This window comes from Paludisphaera mucosa, from assembly GCF_029589435.1.
GTDB lineage: Bacteria > Planctomycetota > Planctomycetia > Isosphaerales > Isosphaeraceae > Paludisphaera > Paludisphaera mucosa.
In genome coordinates this window covers 2,211,588-2,226,528 of the sequence record NZ_JARRAG010000002.1, presented here as the reverse complement: position 1 = coordinate 2,226,528, position 14,941 = coordinate 2,211,588, and the positions used below count along the sequence as shown (strand labels likewise).

Annotated in this window: 14 protein-coding genes, 1 tRNA gene and 1 pseudogene; 6 read left to right on the top strand and 10 right to left on the bottom strand. The window is 67.6% G+C overall.

Going from position 1 to position 14,941, the window contains the following annotated elements; genetic code table 11:
- Window positions 1-50: 50 nt before the first annotated feature.
- Window positions 51-1,319: an efflux RND transporter periplasmic adaptor subunit gene (locus PZE19_RS18260; protein WP_277862065.1), complete on the bottom strand. Its 1,269-nt coding sequence runs from the start codon at window positions 1,317-1,319 to the stop codon at window positions 51-53.
- Window positions 1,320-2,531: 1,212 nt separating this feature from the next.
- Between PZE19_RS18260 and PZE19_RS18255 the strand changes: the two genes are divergently transcribed.
- Complete coding sequence (locus PZE19_RS18255; protein WP_277862064.1) at window positions 2,532-2,723, top strand: hypothetical protein; 192 nt, start codon at window positions 2,532-2,534, stop codon at window positions 2,721-2,723.
- 143 nt (window positions 2,724-2,866) lie between these two features.
- On the opposite strand, the gene PZE19_RS18250 is transcribed toward PZE19_RS18255, so the two are convergent.
- From PZE19_RS18250 to tadA, 3 genes are all read right to left on the bottom strand, one after another.
- Window positions 2,867-3,685, bottom strand: coding sequence for an FkbM family methyltransferase (locus PZE19_RS18250; protein ID WP_277862063.1), 819 nt, complete (start codon window positions 3,683-3,685; stop codon window positions 2,867-2,869).
- Window positions 3,686-4,251: 566 nt separating this feature from the next.
- A tRNA-Ser gene (locus tag PZE19_RS18245) sits at window positions 4,252-4,339 on the bottom strand.
- 14 nt (window positions 4,340-4,353) lie between these two features.
- Window positions 4,354-4,851, bottom strand: a complete 498-nt coding sequence (gene tadA, locus PZE19_RS18240; protein ID WP_277862062.1) for a tRNA adenosine(34) deaminase TadA — start codon at window positions 4,849-4,851, stop codon at window positions 4,354-4,356.
- Window positions 4,852-4,958: 107 nt separating this feature from the next.
- Between tadA and PZE19_RS18235 the strand changes: the two genes are divergently transcribed.
- Window positions 4,959-5,471: an opioid growth factor receptor-related protein gene (locus PZE19_RS18235; RefSeq protein WP_277862061.1), complete on the top strand. Its 513-nt coding sequence runs from the start codon at window positions 4,959-4,961 to the stop codon at window positions 5,469-5,471.
- Window positions 5,472-5,487: 16 nt separating this feature from the next.
- Here the strand turns inward: PZE19_RS18235 and PZE19_RS18230 are convergent, their stop codons facing one another.
- Window positions 5,488-6,153, bottom strand: coding sequence for an MIP/aquaporin family protein (locus tag PZE19_RS18230; RefSeq protein ID WP_277862060.1), 666 nt, complete (start codon window positions 6,151-6,153; stop codon window positions 5,488-5,490).
- A gap of 439 nt (window positions 6,154-6,592) precedes the next feature.
- On the opposite strand from PZE19_RS18230, the gene PZE19_RS18225 reads away from it, so the two are divergent.
- The 4 genes from PZE19_RS18225 (at window position 6,593) to PZE19_RS18210 (ending at window position 10,707) form a co-directional block, all read left to right on the top strand.
- Window positions 6,593-6,961, top strand: coding sequence for a DUF2946 family protein (locus tag PZE19_RS18225; RefSeq protein ID WP_277862059.1), 369 nt, complete (start codon window positions 6,593-6,595; stop codon window positions 6,959-6,961).
- A 233-nt stretch (window positions 6,962-7,194) separates the two neighbouring features.
- A complete protein-coding gene (locus tag PZE19_RS18220; protein WP_277862058.1) occupies window positions 7,195-8,175 on the top strand; it encodes a DUF1559 family PulG-like putative transporter in 981 nt (326 codons plus the stop codon).
- Between the two features lie 17 nt (window positions 8,176-8,192).
- Entirely contained in the window at window positions 8,193-8,630 is a 438-nt protein-coding gene (locus PZE19_RS18215; RefSeq protein WP_277862057.1) for a hypothetical protein, read from the top strand.
- A gap of 19 nt (window positions 8,631-8,649) precedes the next feature.
- Window positions 8,650-10,707, top strand: a complete 2,058-nt coding sequence (locus PZE19_RS18210) for an alpha-galactosidase (RefSeq protein ID WP_277862056.1) — start codon at window positions 8,650-8,652, stop codon at window positions 10,705-10,707.
- Window positions 10,708-11,000: 293 nt separating this feature from the next.
- On the opposite strand, the gene hslU is transcribed toward PZE19_RS18210, so the two are convergent.
- The 5 genes and pseudogenes from hslU to PZE19_RS18185 all read right to left on the bottom strand — a co-directional run bounded on the left by hslU (window position 11,001) and on the right by PZE19_RS18185 (window position 14,903).
- On the bottom strand, window positions 11,001-12,389 hold the full coding sequence (hslU, locus tag PZE19_RS18205) for an ATP-dependent protease ATPase subunit HslU (protein WP_277862055.1): 1,389 nt from the start codon (window positions 12,387-12,389) through the stop codon (window positions 11,001-11,003).
- On the bottom strand, window positions 12,371-12,919 hold the full coding sequence (hslV, locus tag PZE19_RS18200) for an ATP-dependent protease subunit HslV (protein ID WP_277862054.1): 549 nt from the start codon (window positions 12,917-12,919) through the stop codon (window positions 12,371-12,373). Before hslV ends, hslU begins: the two co-directional genes overlap by 19 nt.
- A 147-nt stretch (window positions 12,920-13,066) precedes the next feature.
- A pseudogene (locus PZE19_RS18195) lies at window positions 13,067-13,480 on the bottom strand (transposase); the annotation flags it as partial.
- A 34-nt stretch (window positions 13,481-13,514) separates the two neighbouring features.
- Window positions 13,515-14,210 (bottom strand): ISAs1 family transposase, encoded by a 696-nt coding sequence (locus PZE19_RS18190; protein WP_277862053.1) that lies wholly within the window; start codon window positions 14,208-14,210, stop codon window positions 13,515-13,517.
- Window positions 14,211-14,633: 423 nt separating this feature from the next.
- Complete coding sequence (locus tag PZE19_RS18185; RefSeq protein ID WP_277862052.1) at window positions 14,634-14,903, bottom strand: hypothetical protein; 270 nt, start codon at window positions 14,901-14,903, stop codon at window positions 14,634-14,636.
- Window positions 14,904-14,941 lie beyond the last annotated feature (38 nt).

The following is a 14,941-nucleotide window of genomic DNA, read 5'->3' as shown; positions in this document are numbered from 1 at the left end:
TCCGTACCGAAAATCGGGTCCGTCCTGGCTCGTCTACCCGGGAAAGGAGGTCATTCCGCCCGGTTCTTGAGGTTAGCCATGACCAGCTCGGGCGGGTTGAATTCGTAGTGGACCTCTTCGCCGTCGTGGACCTGCCGGATCCCCTCGAGGACGATCTTCTCCCCCGCCTTGACGCCCTTGTTGACGACGAAGATGTCGTCCATTTCGTTCTGGATCGAGATCTCGCGCTGGTGCGCCTTGCCGTCCTCGCCGACCACGTAGACGTAGCGCTTCGCCAGGATCTCGAAGGTGGCCCGCTGGGGGATGACGGTGACGTCCTTCGACACGCGGCTGAGCAGGACGGTGCCGGTCTGGCCGTGACGCAGCAGGCGGTCCGGGTTCGGGAAGTCGGCGCGGAAGGCGATGTTCCCGGTCTCGTTGTTGAATTTCGCCTCGATCGCGCCGATCTTGCCGACTTGGGGGAACTTCCGGTCGCCCGCCAGCATCAGCTCGAGCTTCGGATCCTCCCGGTGCTGATTCAGGGCGGCCATGTAGTCGAGGTACTGGGCTTCGGGCACGTTGAAGTACACCCACATCACGCTGTTGTCGGACAGGGTCGTGAGGATGTCGCCCTCCTTGATCAGGCTGCCGAGCTGCTCATGCAGGCGGTCGATGATCCCGTCGAACGGCGCCCGGACGTTGGTGAAGTTCAATTCGGCCCTCGCCAGGCTCGCCTTCGCCTGGGCCTTCGCCAGCTTGGCCTGGAGCAGCAGCACCTCGTTCTGAGAGACCACCTTGGAGTCGGACAACATCTTCGTGTTGTTGTATTCCAGCTGCGCGAGGTCGGCCTCGGCCTTCTCGGCCTCCAGCTTCGCCTGGTAGAGGACGGGCACGATCTTGAACATCAGATCGCCCTTCTTCACCGCCTGACCTTCCTTGACGAAGATCTCCTCCAGGTATCCGCCGTCGAGCGCACAGACGTTGATGTGACGCTGCGAGTGGATCTGGCAGACGTATCCCTCGGTGATGGTGACGTCCCGGGCCTGAGGGCTGGTGACCACGATCTTGTGCTCTTCGTGGTGGACCGCCTCCTCATGCGTCGCAAAGTACTTTTCATACTGAGCGACGAGGTACGTTTTCGCCTTCCTGGATCTCGCGATCAGGTCGTCGGTATGGGTGCGTAGTCTTTCCGAATACGGCGGCGGGAGGACGTCCACACCCTTCTTCGTCAAACCCACGACCGTGCCGCCGATCAGCGCGACCAGCAGGAACAGGGTGGTGATGGGTCGCCGGACGGCGAATCGGAAGGGTCCCAAAACGGTCGAGACGATGCGCTTCATGGCCTTCTCTGCTCCTGGCCGCCTCGCGGCCGATCGACACCCACAGGTCGGGCGAGAATTCCCCAGCGGTCGAGGCTCGTCCCCGAACGATCGGGATGGAACGGGCGACGATGCGTCGGGGAAGCGGAATCACGTGCATCGAACTTCGGTCGGACCTGCGCGCCTTCACATCAACAAGGCGCAGGGCGAGCGTCCGGGGTTTGGGGCCGGTTGAAGACGGACACGGGACCTGGGAGGGGGAGGACCCACGCGCCGGGGCCTTGTGGGAGGGAGGCCGGGGCGCTTTCACACACCGAGCCGCCTTCGACGAGGCCGATCCTGCGAGCAAGAGGCGTCGGTCTGCTCAGATATGACCGAACAGACGCCGACGTCGGGGGGAGGATCTCAGCAGCGGAGCGGTCTTGACGCGAGCGTCATGGCAGGGTTGACCACTGCGGGCTGAGACTTCCGACGGGGAGAGGGGAAGGCGTCGAAAGGCAAGGCGGCCGGCGGAGAGCCTAGCGTCAGCTCATCCTCGATCTCGGCTTCCATCTCGTCCTTGAAGTCGGACGGGACGAAGGCCGCGTCGACGAAGCAGGATCGGGAAGGTGACTCATCCACACCCTTCGACTCATGAGCGAGAGAGCGATCGTGGAGCGGGCGCGGGCTGGGAGCGGATCCGGTCTGGCGGAAACCCAAAGTGTGCCGGATCGGCGAAGAAACCACCGCAAGCAGCAGCATCACGGCCGCCAGGATGGGGATCCCATGATTGAGGAGACGTCCAGTCATTGGCCTTCTGACTCCGACCCAAGTTAATTGGTTTTAATATCATAGGCAGGTGGAGATCGCTCGTCAACTCGACAAAGTGGCGGGCCGTCGACAGGCCTTATAACCGTGAAAAGCAAGGGCTTTTCCGCAGCGGGGAGATGCGGAGACGCCGCCGTTAGGGCCTCGCCATGCCCTTGCGGCCGGTCGAAGATGGGACGTGCGAAATCAATCGCCCACAATAACCTATGATTTCAGAAAACACTGTTAAGACAGACATGACGAGCATAAAAGGCCGCAATGTGTCATTCTCTGTAATAATCGACGGTGGTCGGGGTCGGGGACTTCCCGCGCCAGACCAGGCGACTCCTGCTTGGCTGACTCAATGGGAGCAGAACGCTCCAGGAGGCCGAGGACCGGCGGATCATATCAACTCGACGGTTCAGGGCGAACCGAGAGCGGGACGTCGTGAGCGACGCGATCACGAGCTACGCCGACCGCCGCGACCGGATCGGCGAGATGCCGACGGTCGGCGTGGGCGCGCCCATCGTCGCCCGCTCGGCTATGATCGAGCGAGCCTGTGGGCGTTCCTGCAACCGAACCCGCCGGGACGCCCAGGCGTGGCTGGACGGGGATCGAGAGGAGAGGGCTTTGAAGTGACGGACATCCAAGCGGAAGAAGAAACTTGCAACTTACGAAAGGCTGTGTTCGACCGCTCCGTTGCTCGAGGTCCTATCCAATCGGCTCATCCTTGATCATCGGTCGAATTGAAATCCCATGCATTTTTCCGCCATGCGTCCGATTCAATTCAATCCGAGGATGCGCCTCACTTGATCTCGAACCTCGTCACGTCGCTCCTTCGGCACGGCGAAGTAGTTCGTCGTCCGCCGAGGGTAGAGATGACTTTCGATGAATCCCTCTTGAGTCAATCCGGGATCATTGTGCGCCACCCGATTTGGGACGAGCACGGCGTAGTTTCGATCGGAGAACCATTTCCACATCGCCTCTTTCGTGTAACCCAACCCGTCGTCCTGTTGCGGCCCGCTCTCAAACATAATCACAGGCCTGCTTCGTTCGATCAATTTTTCGCCGCCGATCAAGACTCCCAATTCCGCACCTTCGACGTCGATTTTGATCACCTCGACGTGATCCCCCTGAACGAGGGAATCAAGCGTCTTCAAGGGGACCTTGATCTCCGCCAGGTTGGACTTGCCGGCCTGGGCAGGCTTGCCCAGGGAGCTGAAGCCCGATTTCTCGAGGTTCACGAAGAATGACACTTCGCCCTCGGAATCCCCCAGGGCGCATCCATGGCATTCGACGTGAGGAAACTTGCGCCGAAGATGCTCGACCTTCTCGGGGATGGCCTCGAAAGAAATGACCTTGCTCTTGGGGCAATCGTGGGTAACATGATCGATGACCGACCCGATGTGGGAGCCTACGTCGATGAAGGTCCCCCCCTCCTTGCAAAGCTTGGAAGTAATCGATCCGGCCAGGTGGTCGTTGGCAATCATCCCGGCGTTCTCAGGGCGTGCCAGGACCGTTGCAACCATGTCATAGGACTCTCTGGCGGATAACGCCAGCCTGCCGCACATGGTTCCAACCAAAATCCGCTTGATGCTCATGTTAGTCCACCGACCAAACTCATGCCTCGAACGAGGAGGCTCCCAACGCGAGCCCCTGATATACGGTGAGTTGGTTGCCGGCGATTTTAAACGCGTAGCAGTCGGAGTGCAAGCCAACGAGACCGGGAAACCGGCTCGCCGCGTGGTCGACTCGTCGACCTGGAAAACCGCGAGTCGCCGAGATCCGGCTTGAAGAGCGGGGTGGCCCCCCGACTTCCAGGCCACCTGGGCCCGCGCCGCTCATCGCACGCGACGAGGAACGCCGTGAGACACTCCGGGTCTTCCGGGGGGATCATGGAGAGCCTCGCCGTTCATCGGCAACGAGGCCCGACATGGCGTCGACGAGCCACGCCCCCTCGCTTGCGTGGCTCCCGCGGCGAGCGAAGCAGGTCGAGTAGGGCCCTCGTTCGATCGCACGAGCGGCGACGGAGGCATGGTCCCTCATGCAGGACGCGGTCGTCAGAGATACCGGATGCATCCCCAGGTAGGGAGCTGAGAGAGGCATCACGATCGCCGGGGACGGCAGCGAAGGCTGACGTAAGTTGTTCTGACGGCGTCAGCCGTAGCGGAGGAGGTGGGATTCGAACCCACGGAACCGCGTAGCGGTTCACCGGTTTTCGAGACCGGCCCTTTCAACCACTCAGGCACCCCTCCGGTGTCGTGGCTGGTCATCGCAGTTTAGAGGAATCGCGGCGTTCGTGGAAGAACAGACTCAGGATTTCGCCGCATTCCCTGGCCAGGACCCCGGAACGGGTCGCCACGCGGTGGTTCAGGCGGCGGTCGTCGGTGAGGCGGTACAGGCTGCGGCAGGCCCCGGCCTTGGGGTCGGGGGCGCCGTAGACGAGCGTCGCGACCCGGCTCTGGACGATCGCCCCCGCGCACATGACGCACGGCTCCAGCGTCACGTAGAGGGTGCAGTCGTCGAGCCGCCATCGCCCCAGGGCGCGACCGGCCAGCGTCAGGGCGAGCCGCTCGGCGTGGGCCGTCGGGTCGCGGAGGGTCTCGCGCAGGTTGAACGCCTGGGCGACGATCCGCCCCTCGCGGGCGACGACCGCACCCACGGGGACCTCGCCCAGCTCGGCCGCATGGCGCGCAAGGCCGAGCGCGTGTTCCATCATGCGACGGTCCAGGTCGGCGTCGGCGTCCGGCTCGCGAGGGCTCGACATCCCCACCCCACTGGAAATCGCCGACGGCCGCCGGATCAAATAGGAGGGACGAGGCGGTCCCCAGGTCGGCCGCCGCCATCGACGGCTAACGGGAGGCTCGCGCGGCCATGTCGCAACTCGTCGAATTCTACCGCGGGACGGGCCGGGACGCCGAGGGCCGGACGCTGGCCGACGTCTGGGCCTTCTCCGACGACGAGATGGAGTTCCATCACGACTTCATCCAGTGGCTCTTCCCCCTCGAAGTCCCCAGCCAGTTCAACTTCCGGGCGCCGGTACTCTCCGAGGAGGACGTCGCGGCGTTCCACGAGGAGCCGGCGCTTCGGGAGAACCTGCTGAGGTCGTTCGACCGCTTCCTCGCATTCCTGGGGCTGAAACGGGAGGACGGGCGGGTGGTCCCGGCGGCCGATTTCGAGGCCAAGCGCCAGGTCTTCCTCGCGCCCGACCACAACTGGCTGCGGATCACCCGCGTGTTGACGAGCCTGCGACGGCTCGGGCTGGCCGAGCCGTCGCAGGCCTTCTACGCGGGACTGCTGGAGCTGATGGAATGCGGCCGGGCGCGGATCACCGCCGACACCCGCCGCTACTGGAAGGACGCGACGTTCCCCGAGGAGGCCGACTGAGCGGCCGCCGCTCAGGTCAGGCCGCGATCGTGCGGTCGCCGCCCAGGTCGAGGGCCTTGAAGAGGACCGCCGCGACGGCGCCGCCGGCGAAGTCGGCCGCGAGCGGGATCCAGATGTTCTCCCACTTGGCCAGGTCCATCACCGCCGCGCCGACGGCCACGGCCGGGTTGAACGCGCCGCCGGAGACCGGCCCGACCGCGAAGGCGCCCACGACGACCGTGAATCCGATCGCCAGGCCGTAGAAGGAGTTCCCGTCGGTCCCCTTGGCCGTCGCCACGTTCAGCACGACGTAGACCAAGGCGAAGGTGAACAGGAACTCGACGAGGAGCTTCGCCGGCACGGTGTACTCGGCCGCACCCGGTCCCGCCGGGACCCCGCCGGTCGCGGTCCCCTTGATGAAGTTGACCGCGGCGGCCGCGGCGACGGCCCCGATGATCTGGGCGATCCAGTAGGGGACGGCGTCGGCGAAGCTCAGCTTGCCGCGGAGCGTGACCCCCAGCGTGACGGCCGGGTTGTAGTGGCCGCCCGAGAAGTGCCCGCCGGCGTAGACCATGATCATGAGCGCCGAGCCGATGGCCAGCGGCGCGAGAGCCGCCGCGTCCGGCGACTTGACGGTCATGCCGACGGTGAAGACGAGGAAGAAAGTGCCGATGAATTCGACCACGAGCTTGGCGACCAGCATGGTGTTCTCCTTGGTTTCGAAACGAGGCGTCGAGGCTGCTTGGGATCGTGACGGAGAGGGGCGAGACGATAGGCGCCGCGGACGACGTCGTCCGGCGGACGCATGGGTCCGTCCTGAGATCGAAACGGACGTGAAGACAATGTTTGGCCATCAATGTATAATCCGGAGATGCCCTGTCATACAGGGTGGCCGGTTATTTTTCGGCGCGTCCGCAGCCTATCCGGCCTCGTCGGCGCGAATGGCGCGGCGAGGCCGATGTTTCGGGTTTTCCGGAGAGGGCCGCTTTTTCCGGGGTTGCCGCCCTGTTATAAAGAAGGGTGGGCACGGTGAAGCGGTTTCGTCCGATTTCCTCGCCTTCGATCGAGGCTGAGATTCGGATTCGAAACCTGATCCGTCCGCCGACCTCATTTCGGGCGACTTCCCGACCTCCGGAATCCCCATGCGCCTCCGCCTCCGCACGATACTCCTGATCTCGTTCGTGGCGAGCCACGCGGCCGTGCTGACGGCCGGCCCGTCGCTGCACGCGATCCTCGGGGTCGAGCACGGACTGTCGGGTTCGGCGAACCCCGGCGGCGACGATCGAAGCGGCGGCCCGGCCCATGCGCCGGGGCACGCGTCGCACGACTGCGCGGCGTGCCATCTGCTGTCGCTCACCCCGCACAACCCCGATTCGGTCGTCGCCTTTTCCGCCCATTCAACGGGTCGCGTGCTGCTGCCGCTGCGCGTCACGCCGCCGCCGCTCGAGGCCCGCAGCGACTCCCCCTCGCGCGCCCCGCCCGCATCCCATCCCGACGCCCGCACCGCCTGAGTCCGACGCGCCGCGCCAGGCTCCCGCGCCGCTCGCATGCGAGCCCGAGCGCGTCGACTCCGTCCTCGCGCGAAACGACCGCGCACCGCCCCTCGACGTCCGCGTGCCGCGCCATCGTCGCGGCACGGTCGGCATCGGGGTGCAAAGACCCCAGTCGCGGGGCGTCGCCCCTTCAACATCCCCTCGTTCGAAGATCCTTCATCCCCGTCATCCCCGCTCGGAGTCCCTTCGCGATGCGCATCCCTCGTCGCCGGCCCGCGGCCGGCTTCACGCTCATCGAGCTGCTGGTGGTGATCGCCATCATCGCCGTCCTGATCGCGCTGCTGTTGCCGGCCGTGCAGTCGGCCCGCGAGGCCGCCCGCCGCGCCCAGTGCACCAACAACCTGAAGCAGATGGGCCTGGCGATGCACAACTACCACGACGCCCAGGGGCAGTTCCCCGCCGGCTACCTGACCCTGATCGGGGGGAACACATTCATGGGCGCCCCCGACGCGCTGACGCGCGACACCGGGCCGGGCTGGGCCTGGGGCTCGATGCTCCTGCCGTACATGGAGCAGTCGACGCTCTACGCCGCGTTGAACGTCAACCTGCCTTGCTGGGACGCTTCGAACACGACGGGCGCCCGGGTGTCGGTGGCGACTTATTTGTGCCCTTCGGTCAGCGACGCGTCGCGGGTGTATGACGTGAAGAACCAGGCGGGGACGGTGCTGACGACGTTCAGCCGGTCCCACTACGGGGGGAATTCGGGACGCCAGGAGGCCTGGGCCTTCGCGACCGACGACTGGACTTCGCTGTCGGACGGGCCGATCTACCGCAACGCCAAGGTCCGGATCGCCGGCGTGACCGACGGCCTCTCGAACACCGTCTTCGTCGGCGAGCACTCCGCGGCGCTCAGCGACAAGACCTGGGTCGGCGTGGTCCCCGGCGCGGTCGGCTGCCCCACCCGCAAGTTCGCCTTTGCCGCGTGCGACGTCGCCGCGACCCAGGTGCTCGTTCACAGCGGCCCGAACCCATGGGAGACACCGCCGCTGGTCCATCCGCCCAACTCGCGGCTCGCCAAGATCTGCGGCATGTACGCCGAGCACCCGGGCGGCTGCAACGTCATGATGGGCGACGGCAGCGTCCGATTCGCCAGCGCCAACATCAGTCAGCTCGTCTGGCCGGCCCTGGCGACCTGCGCCGGCGGCGAGATCATCAGTTCCGACCAGTACTGATCCCCGGAGCGTTCGCCATGCACGACCCTTCGAACGGGCGGGGCGCGCCGCCGCGCCGGCCCCTCCGCCGCTCGGCGATCTTGCTCGTCGCCGTCCTGTCCGCCTCCGCCCCGGGCTGCAGCCGGGGGACCCAGCTCTCGGGCGAGAATCGCGAGCTGATCGTCTCGCTCGCCACCGCCGTCTCGACCCGCGAGCCGAAATGGCTCGAAGAGAACGTCGCGCTGATCGAGAAGCGCCGCGCCGAGGGCCATTGCCCCGACGCCGAGTACGCCGCCCTCAAGGACGTCGTCGCCAAGGCCAAAGCCGGCCAATGGGACGCCGCCCAGGAGGCCGCCTACGCCCTCCGCGACGCCCAGGAGCCCACGGCGGAGGACCTCGAAAACCTCGACCAGCGCAAGCTGTCCCACGAGCCGAGGACGCTCGGCCCCCCGAGGAAGACGGCGAAGAAATCCTGAACCCGACCGGAGGCCCTGCGTGAAATCCTTGCGTCGCCGTCTCGCCGCCGTGATCTTCCTGGGGGCGTCCCTCGCCCCGACGCCCGCGACCGCAGAGGAGCCGACGGCCGAGGAGTTCGCGACGGCACGGACCTGGATCGACTCCCGCTTCACCGCGAGAGCCGAGCCTCGACCTCCTTTCTCCTTCACGTATGGCGACGAACGTTCGTCCGAACTGTTGCCGACCTGGCGCAAGGATTACGCCGAGCAACCGATCGACGCGGCCCGGACCGAACGGGCGATGCGATTCACCGACCCCCGCACGGACCTCCGAGTCGAATGCACGGCCACGGTCTACCGCGATTTCCCGGCCGTCGACTGGGTGGTGAAGTTCACCAATGCGGGGACGGACGACACCCCGATCCTCTCGGCCGTCCTGCCGCTCGACGCCATGGTGGTCGCGTGCGGCCAGGGCATGCCGGGGGTGCTCTTCCATTCACGCGGCAGCAAGGCGCGGATCGACGATTTCGAGCCCTTGCGCACGGTGCTCGCGAGCGATGAAATCTGGTCCGGATCATCATTCGGAGGCAGGTCGTCCGACGGTGTGCTGCCGTTCTTCAAGCTGGTGGGGCGGGCCGCCGGGGCGTCGATCGACGTCGGCTGGTCGGGGGACTGGTCGGCCGAGTTCCGGGTCTTCTTCCGGGGGCAGGCCGTGGCCCGCATCGGCCAGCGGACGTTCCATGCGAAGCTTCGGCCGGGCGAGTCGATCCGGACGCCGTCGATCGTCGTCCATTTCTGGGATAAAAAAGACCCGGAGCGCGGCGGCAACCTGCATCGTCGGTTCCTCAGGAAACACTTCACGCCGACGGTGGCCGGCCAACCCGTCGACCCGCCGATCGCGGCGTCGCCGCACGCGACGATCGGCTTCGAGAAGACGACCGAGGCGAACATGCTGCGGCAGATCGCCAACGTGGCTCGCCACGGCGTGGGGTTCGACTACTGGTGGATCGACGCCGGCTGGTACACCTGCGGCGACAACTGGGCGCGTTACGTCGGCAACGTCGATCCCGACCCCGCGCGGTTCCCCTCGGGCCTGAAGCCGGTGGCCGACGCCGCCCACGCGGCGGGGATGCGGTTCCTGCTCTGGAACGAGCCCGAGCGGGTGATGCCCGGAACCTGGCTGCACAAAAATCATCCCGAGTGGCTGATCGCCCCGCCCGAGGGGATGCCCGCCGACCTCCAGTATCAGCGGAACGACGGCTTCCACCTGCTCGACCTGGGGAACCCCGAGGCCCTGGCCTGGTCGATCGAGCACTACTCGAAGATGATCGCCGCGACCGGAATCGAGTGCTTCCGCAACGACTTCAACATGTATCCCGGTTTCTACTGGAACGCCGCCGAGCCCGCCGACCGCGTCGGTTTGCGCGAGGCCCGCTACGTCACGGGCCTCTACCGGCTGTTCGACGCCCTGCGCGGGCGGCACCCCGGCCTGATGATCGACGACTGCGCCAGCGGCGGCCGGCGGATCGACGTCGAGATGCTGCGGCGGGCGCTCGTGCTGACCCGCAGCGACTACCTCTGGGATCCGGTCGGGCAGCAGGCCCACACCTTCGGCCTGGCGCGCTGGATCCCGATCACCGGCATCGGCGCGGCGAGTGTGGACGTCTACAGCCGTCGCAGCGGGCTCGGCAACCATTTCACGCTCGCCGCCGATTACGACTCCCAGGAACCGGTTGCCTGGGACGCCATCAGGGCGACGGTCGCCGAGTATCGGGCCCTGAAGCCCTATTACGAGGGCGACTTCCATCCGCTCGGCGCCTACTCGGTCGCCGAGGACGCCTGGATGGCCTGGCAGTTCGACCGGCCCGAGCAGGGCGACGGCCTCGTCCAGGCCTTCCGTCGCAAGGCCTGCGAGGTCGACGCGAGCATCTACAAACTTCGGGGGCTCGAACCGGACGCCGAGTACGAGGTCGTGAATCGCGACGCGGCCGATCGCACGGTCCGCAGCGGACGATCGCTCCGCGACGAAGGGTTCAAAGTCACCATCGCCGAGAAGCCGGGGGCGGCGGTCTACTCTTATCGGAAGGTCGGCCGCTGAGCGACGGCCGCGGATTTCGGCGGGCCATCATTCCGCAATGCGCCTTTGTGTCCCATGGTTAACGGGGATTTGCATCCAGCGAGGCGGGCTCTTGACGACTTTGAAAAAGACAGTCGGAATCGCGGCGAGAGGGACGAAAATCATGAGGCGACATCGACGACGAAAGCCGACGAAAATCGCTTCAACCGACTGTGATTCCAAGACTTAAACCGATCAAAGAGTTGGCTTCGATCGCAAACGAAGCCGATTCAAAGCCGTTAGGCGAGCGGCGGCCGACCGAGAGGCGGCTCCCGTCAGAGGATGTAGCGGCTCAGGTCCTCGTCCTTGGCGACGTCTTCGAGGCGGGCCCGGACGAGCTGGGCGTCGACGACGGTGCGCTCGCCGGCGCGGTCGGGGGCCTCGAAGCTGAGGTCTTCGAGGACGCGTTCCAGGATCGTGTGGAGGCGGCGGGCGCCGATGTTCTGGGTCGTGCGGTTGACCTGGAAGGCGAGGTCGGCCATGGCCTCGATCGCGTCGTCGGTGAACTCGACGGTCACCCCCTCGGTGGCGAGCAGCGCCTCGTACTGGCGGAGCAGGGAGGCCCGGGGCTCGCGGAGGATCCGGGCGAAGTCGTCGCGGGCGAGGTCGTGCATCTCGACGCGGATCGGGAACCGGCCCTGCAGCTCGGGCATCAGGTCCGAGGGCTTGCTGCGGTGGAAGGCCCCGGCGGCGATGAACAGGACGTGGTCGGTCTTGACCGGGCCGTGCTTGGTCGTAACCGTCGTCCCCTCGACGATCGGCAGCAGGTCGCGCTGGACGCCCTGGCGCGAGACGTCGGGCCCACGCCCGCCCCCCTCGTCGCCGGCGACCTTGTCGATCTCGTCGATGAAGACAATGCCCGACTCCTGGGCCAGCTCGAGGGCCGCCTTGTTGATCTTCTCGGGGTCGAGCAGGGCGTCGACCTCATGCTGGTGCAGGATCGGCCGGGCCTCGCGGACGGTCGTGCGGCGGGTCTGGGTCGACTTGGGCATGAACTTCTCGAACATGCCCTGGACGTCCAGCTCCATCTGTTCGAGGTTGCCGGCCCCCATGATCGAGACCGGGGGGGCCGAGCGGCCGGGGATCGTCACCTCGACCTCGCGGTCCTCCAGCTCGCCGGCGGCGAGGCGGGCGCGTAGCTTCTCGCGCGAGCGGGCCCGGCGCTCGGCGGCCTCGTCGACCGCGCCCGGGGGCGGGGTCGGGTCCCACGGCGAGGGCGAGGGCGACGGCGAGGCCCCCCCGGCGGCCGGCAGCAGCAGGTCGAGCAGGCGGTCCTCGACGCGGGCCTCGGCCTGCTCCTGCACCCGCTTGCGCTCGGTGTTGCGGACCAGCAGGATCGCGGCCTCGACCAAATCGCGGATGATGCTCTCGACGTCGCGGCCGTAGTAGCCGACCTCGGTGTACTTCGAGGCCTCGGTCTTCACGAACGGGGCGCCGACGAGGATGGCGAGGCGGCGGGCGATCTCGGTCTTGCCCACGCCCGTCGGGCCGATGAGCAGGATGTTCTTGGGCGTCACCTGGGCCCTCAGCTCGTCGGTGAGCTGCCGCCGCCGCCAGCGGTTGCGCAGGGCGATCGCCACCGCGCGCTTGGCGTCGGCCTGGCCGACGATGTCGCGGTCCAGCTCGGCGACGATCCGTCGGGGGGTCAGCTCGGGCTCGGGCACGGGAGTTCCTCCACCGTCAGGTTCGTGTTCGTATAGATGTCGATCCCGCCGGCGATCAGGAGCGACTCGCGGACGATCTCGCCCGCCGAGAGGGTCGAGTGGGCGATCAGGGCCCGCGCCGCGGCCAGCGCGTAGCCGCCGCCGGAGCCGGTGGCGAGGATGCCGTCGGTGGGCTGGATCACGTCGCCCGAGCCGGTCAGCAGCAGGCTGTGCCGGGCGTCGACCACCAGCAGCACGGCCTCCAGCCGCCGGAGCATGCGGTCGGTCCGCCAGAGCTTGGCCAGCTCGATGGCGGCGCGGGGGACGTTGTTGGGGTGGTCCTTGAGCTTGGCCTCGAACCGGTCCAGCAGGGCGAAGCCGTCGGCCGCGGAGCCGGCGAAGCCGACGATCACCTGGCCGTCGAGCAGCTTGCGGATCTTCACCGCGTCGGCCTTCATGACCTGGGTGCCGAGCGTCACCTGGCCGTCGCCGCCGATCGCGACCTTGCCCCCCTTGCGGACCGAGAGGATCGTCGTCGCATGCCACTTCAAGGGGGTCGCCTCCTGGTCGCCGATCGCGTCCGGTCCCGCCGCCACCCTTCATCAGACGGCTCGGGACGGCGGGATCGCTCGGCCTCCCCGAAGATACGGGATCGCCCGAGTTCGTGCCAAGCGGCGGCGCCCGGCGCCCAGGGTGAGCTAGTTCTTCAAGCTGCGTAGGTTCACGACCAACTCGTGGACCCTGGCGGCGTTGCGACGGAGGGCCGCGGCGACGTTGGTGACGCCCTGGAGGCGGAGCCAACTCACGGCGAGGTTCCGCAGGACGGCCAGGGCCTGGGGGCCGGAGCCGGTGCGGGTCCGGTTGGCGTCCTCGCCCAGCGTGACGTCGCGGACGTAGTGCAGCCCGTTCTCGATCGCCCAATGGCCCCGCGTCCAGGCCAGGAGCGTCGCGGCGTCGGCCCGGGATCGTGGGACGCTGGTGACGATGCATTGCACCTCGACCGTCGTCCGGCCCGCGGCCGTGATCGTCCGCTCCAGGCGGCCGACCTGGGCGGCGTGGGGCCAGTCGAGGTAGCCTCCCAGCATCGTCGTGACGGTCAGCCGTCGGCGTTCGACCCGGTCGCCGTGCTTGTCGACCGTGGTCGCCTCATCGCGCTCGGCGGCGGCCCGCCGCCGGGCGTAGGGGGGAAACCGGCGGCTCGCAGGCCGCCGCGACGTCCGCCAGGAGGGTCGGCTGGTTGGCGTCGACCTTCCAGAGGAAGTGGCCCCCGGCCTCGACGACCCGGCGGCTGAGGTCGCGTTGGCAGAAGGCGGCGTCGCCGGTGACGACGCGGCCCTCCAGGGCCAGCCCCTTCAGCAGTCGCAGGGCCGTCTTGTGCTCGTTGGTCTCGGCCGGGACGCGGGCCTGGGCGAGGACGCAGCCGGTGGCCTGGTCGAGGGCCGCCAGCAGGTGGACCGCCGGGGCGGCGCCCCGACGGCTCCCTCGCGAGGCCTTGCCGTCGATCGCCACGGCCCGCAGGCCGTCGGGGTCGACGTCGGGCAGGACGTGGTCGACCCAGCGGGCGACGGCCGCCTCGAAGGCGTCGGCGTCGAGCCGGAGGAAGACCTCGCGGACGGCGCCGTAGGAGGGGGGCCGACGCAGATAGCCCAGGCGGTGCATCAGCCCGATGGGCTGGTCGCGGCCCCACTGCGCGATCGCCGCGTAGCCGCGGCAGCCGCAGAGGATCGCGCAGCACGCGTGGGCGAGGATCGCGGCCAGGGGATGCCGCCGCCCCGACCGCTCGCGCGGGTCGGGGACCTCGGCCAGGAAGTCGTGCAGGCGCAGCGGGCGTCGGTCGTCCATCGGCGTCGACTCCAAAAAGTCGACAGCCTACCACAAATTAACGAACCGACTCACCCTGGCCCGGCGCCCGGGCCGGGTTTCCGGGCGGATCGGGCTTTCGGAAGCCTGACGGCGTCCCGTTGGAGGGTGCCGCAGGCAAGGCGCGTGGCGGACGCAGGGCCGTTCGCCGGCGCAGGCCCGCGCAGGCGGTCGACGATGTGGAGGGGCTGCGGGCGCCTGGGGCTGCCGCGGCGGGCGGCGAGGGCCGCGCCGTCCTTTGCGGCGGCTCCCGGGACGCCGGGCGGATCCGGCGCGCCCTCGAACTGGAGAGGGGGAAGGCGCGGGTCCGCCCGGTCGTTCAGGCGTTCGAAGGGCCGCAGGAGTGATCGGAGGCGGGTAGGCCGAGATCCGAAGGCGGCTCGGGGTCGAAAGCCGGACCTGACCTCACTTCATCAAGCGGATGAAAGCCTTGCCGTCGTGGACGTTGATGTCGGCCTCGAGTTCGGCGTCCTCGGGCAGATCGATGTCGATGTAGTCGTAGTCGGCGTCGTGCCACCGCGTAATCGACCGGTCGAACCGCTCGACGGACTCCAATCCATCGCCCTGGCCGGCGAGCTTCTCGAGCAGTTGGAACATGAGCTGGATCAGGAGCGGCTGGTCGTCGAGGGTCATACGGCGAAGCCCGCAATCGTCGATCGTGATATTCTTGGACATGAAGGCTCTCCCTGCGAGATGGGCCCGGCGGCCGTCGA

Excerpts from the sequence above, each read along its gene's own strand:
- PZE19_RS18185 (WP_277862052.1), bottom strand. The coding sequence starts at position 14,903 with ATGTCCAAGAATATCACGATCGACGATTGCGGGCTTCGCCGTATGACC.
- PZE19_RS18250 (WP_277862063.1), bottom strand. The coding sequence starts at position 3,685 with ATGAGCATCAAGCGGATTTTGGTTGGAACCATGTGCGGCAGGCTGGCG.
- PZE19_RS18235 (WP_277862061.1), top strand. The coding sequence starts at position 4,959 with ATGTCGCAACTCGTCGAATTCTACCGCGGGACGGGCCGGGACGCCGAG.
- PZE19_RS18190 (WP_277862053.1), bottom strand. The coding sequence starts at position 14,210 with ATGGACGACCGACGCCCGCTGCGCCTGCACGACTTCCTGGCCGAGGTC.
- PZE19_RS18220 (WP_277862058.1), top strand. The coding sequence starts at position 7,195 with ATGCGCATCCCTCGTCGCCGGCCCGCGGCCGGCTTCACGCTCATCGAG.
- tadA (WP_277862062.1), bottom strand. The coding sequence starts at position 4,851 with ATGTCGAGCCCTCGCGAGCCGGACGCCGACGCCGACCTGGACCGTCGC.
- PZE19_RS18230 (WP_277862060.1), bottom strand. The coding sequence starts at position 6,153 with ATGCTGGTCGCCAAGCTCGTGGTCGAATTCATCGGCACTTTCTTCCTC.
- PZE19_RS18215 (WP_277862057.1), top strand. The coding sequence starts at position 8,193 with ATGCACGACCCTTCGAACGGGCGGGGCGCGCCGCCGCGCCGGCCCCTC.
- PZE19_RS18260 (WP_277862065.1), bottom strand. The coding sequence starts at position 1,319 with ATGAAGCGCATCGTCTCGACCGTTTTGGGACCCTTCCGATTCGCCGTC.
- PZE19_RS18225 (WP_277862059.1), top strand. The coding sequence starts at position 6,593 with ATGCGCCTCCGCCTCCGCACGATACTCCTGATCTCGTTCGTGGCGAGC.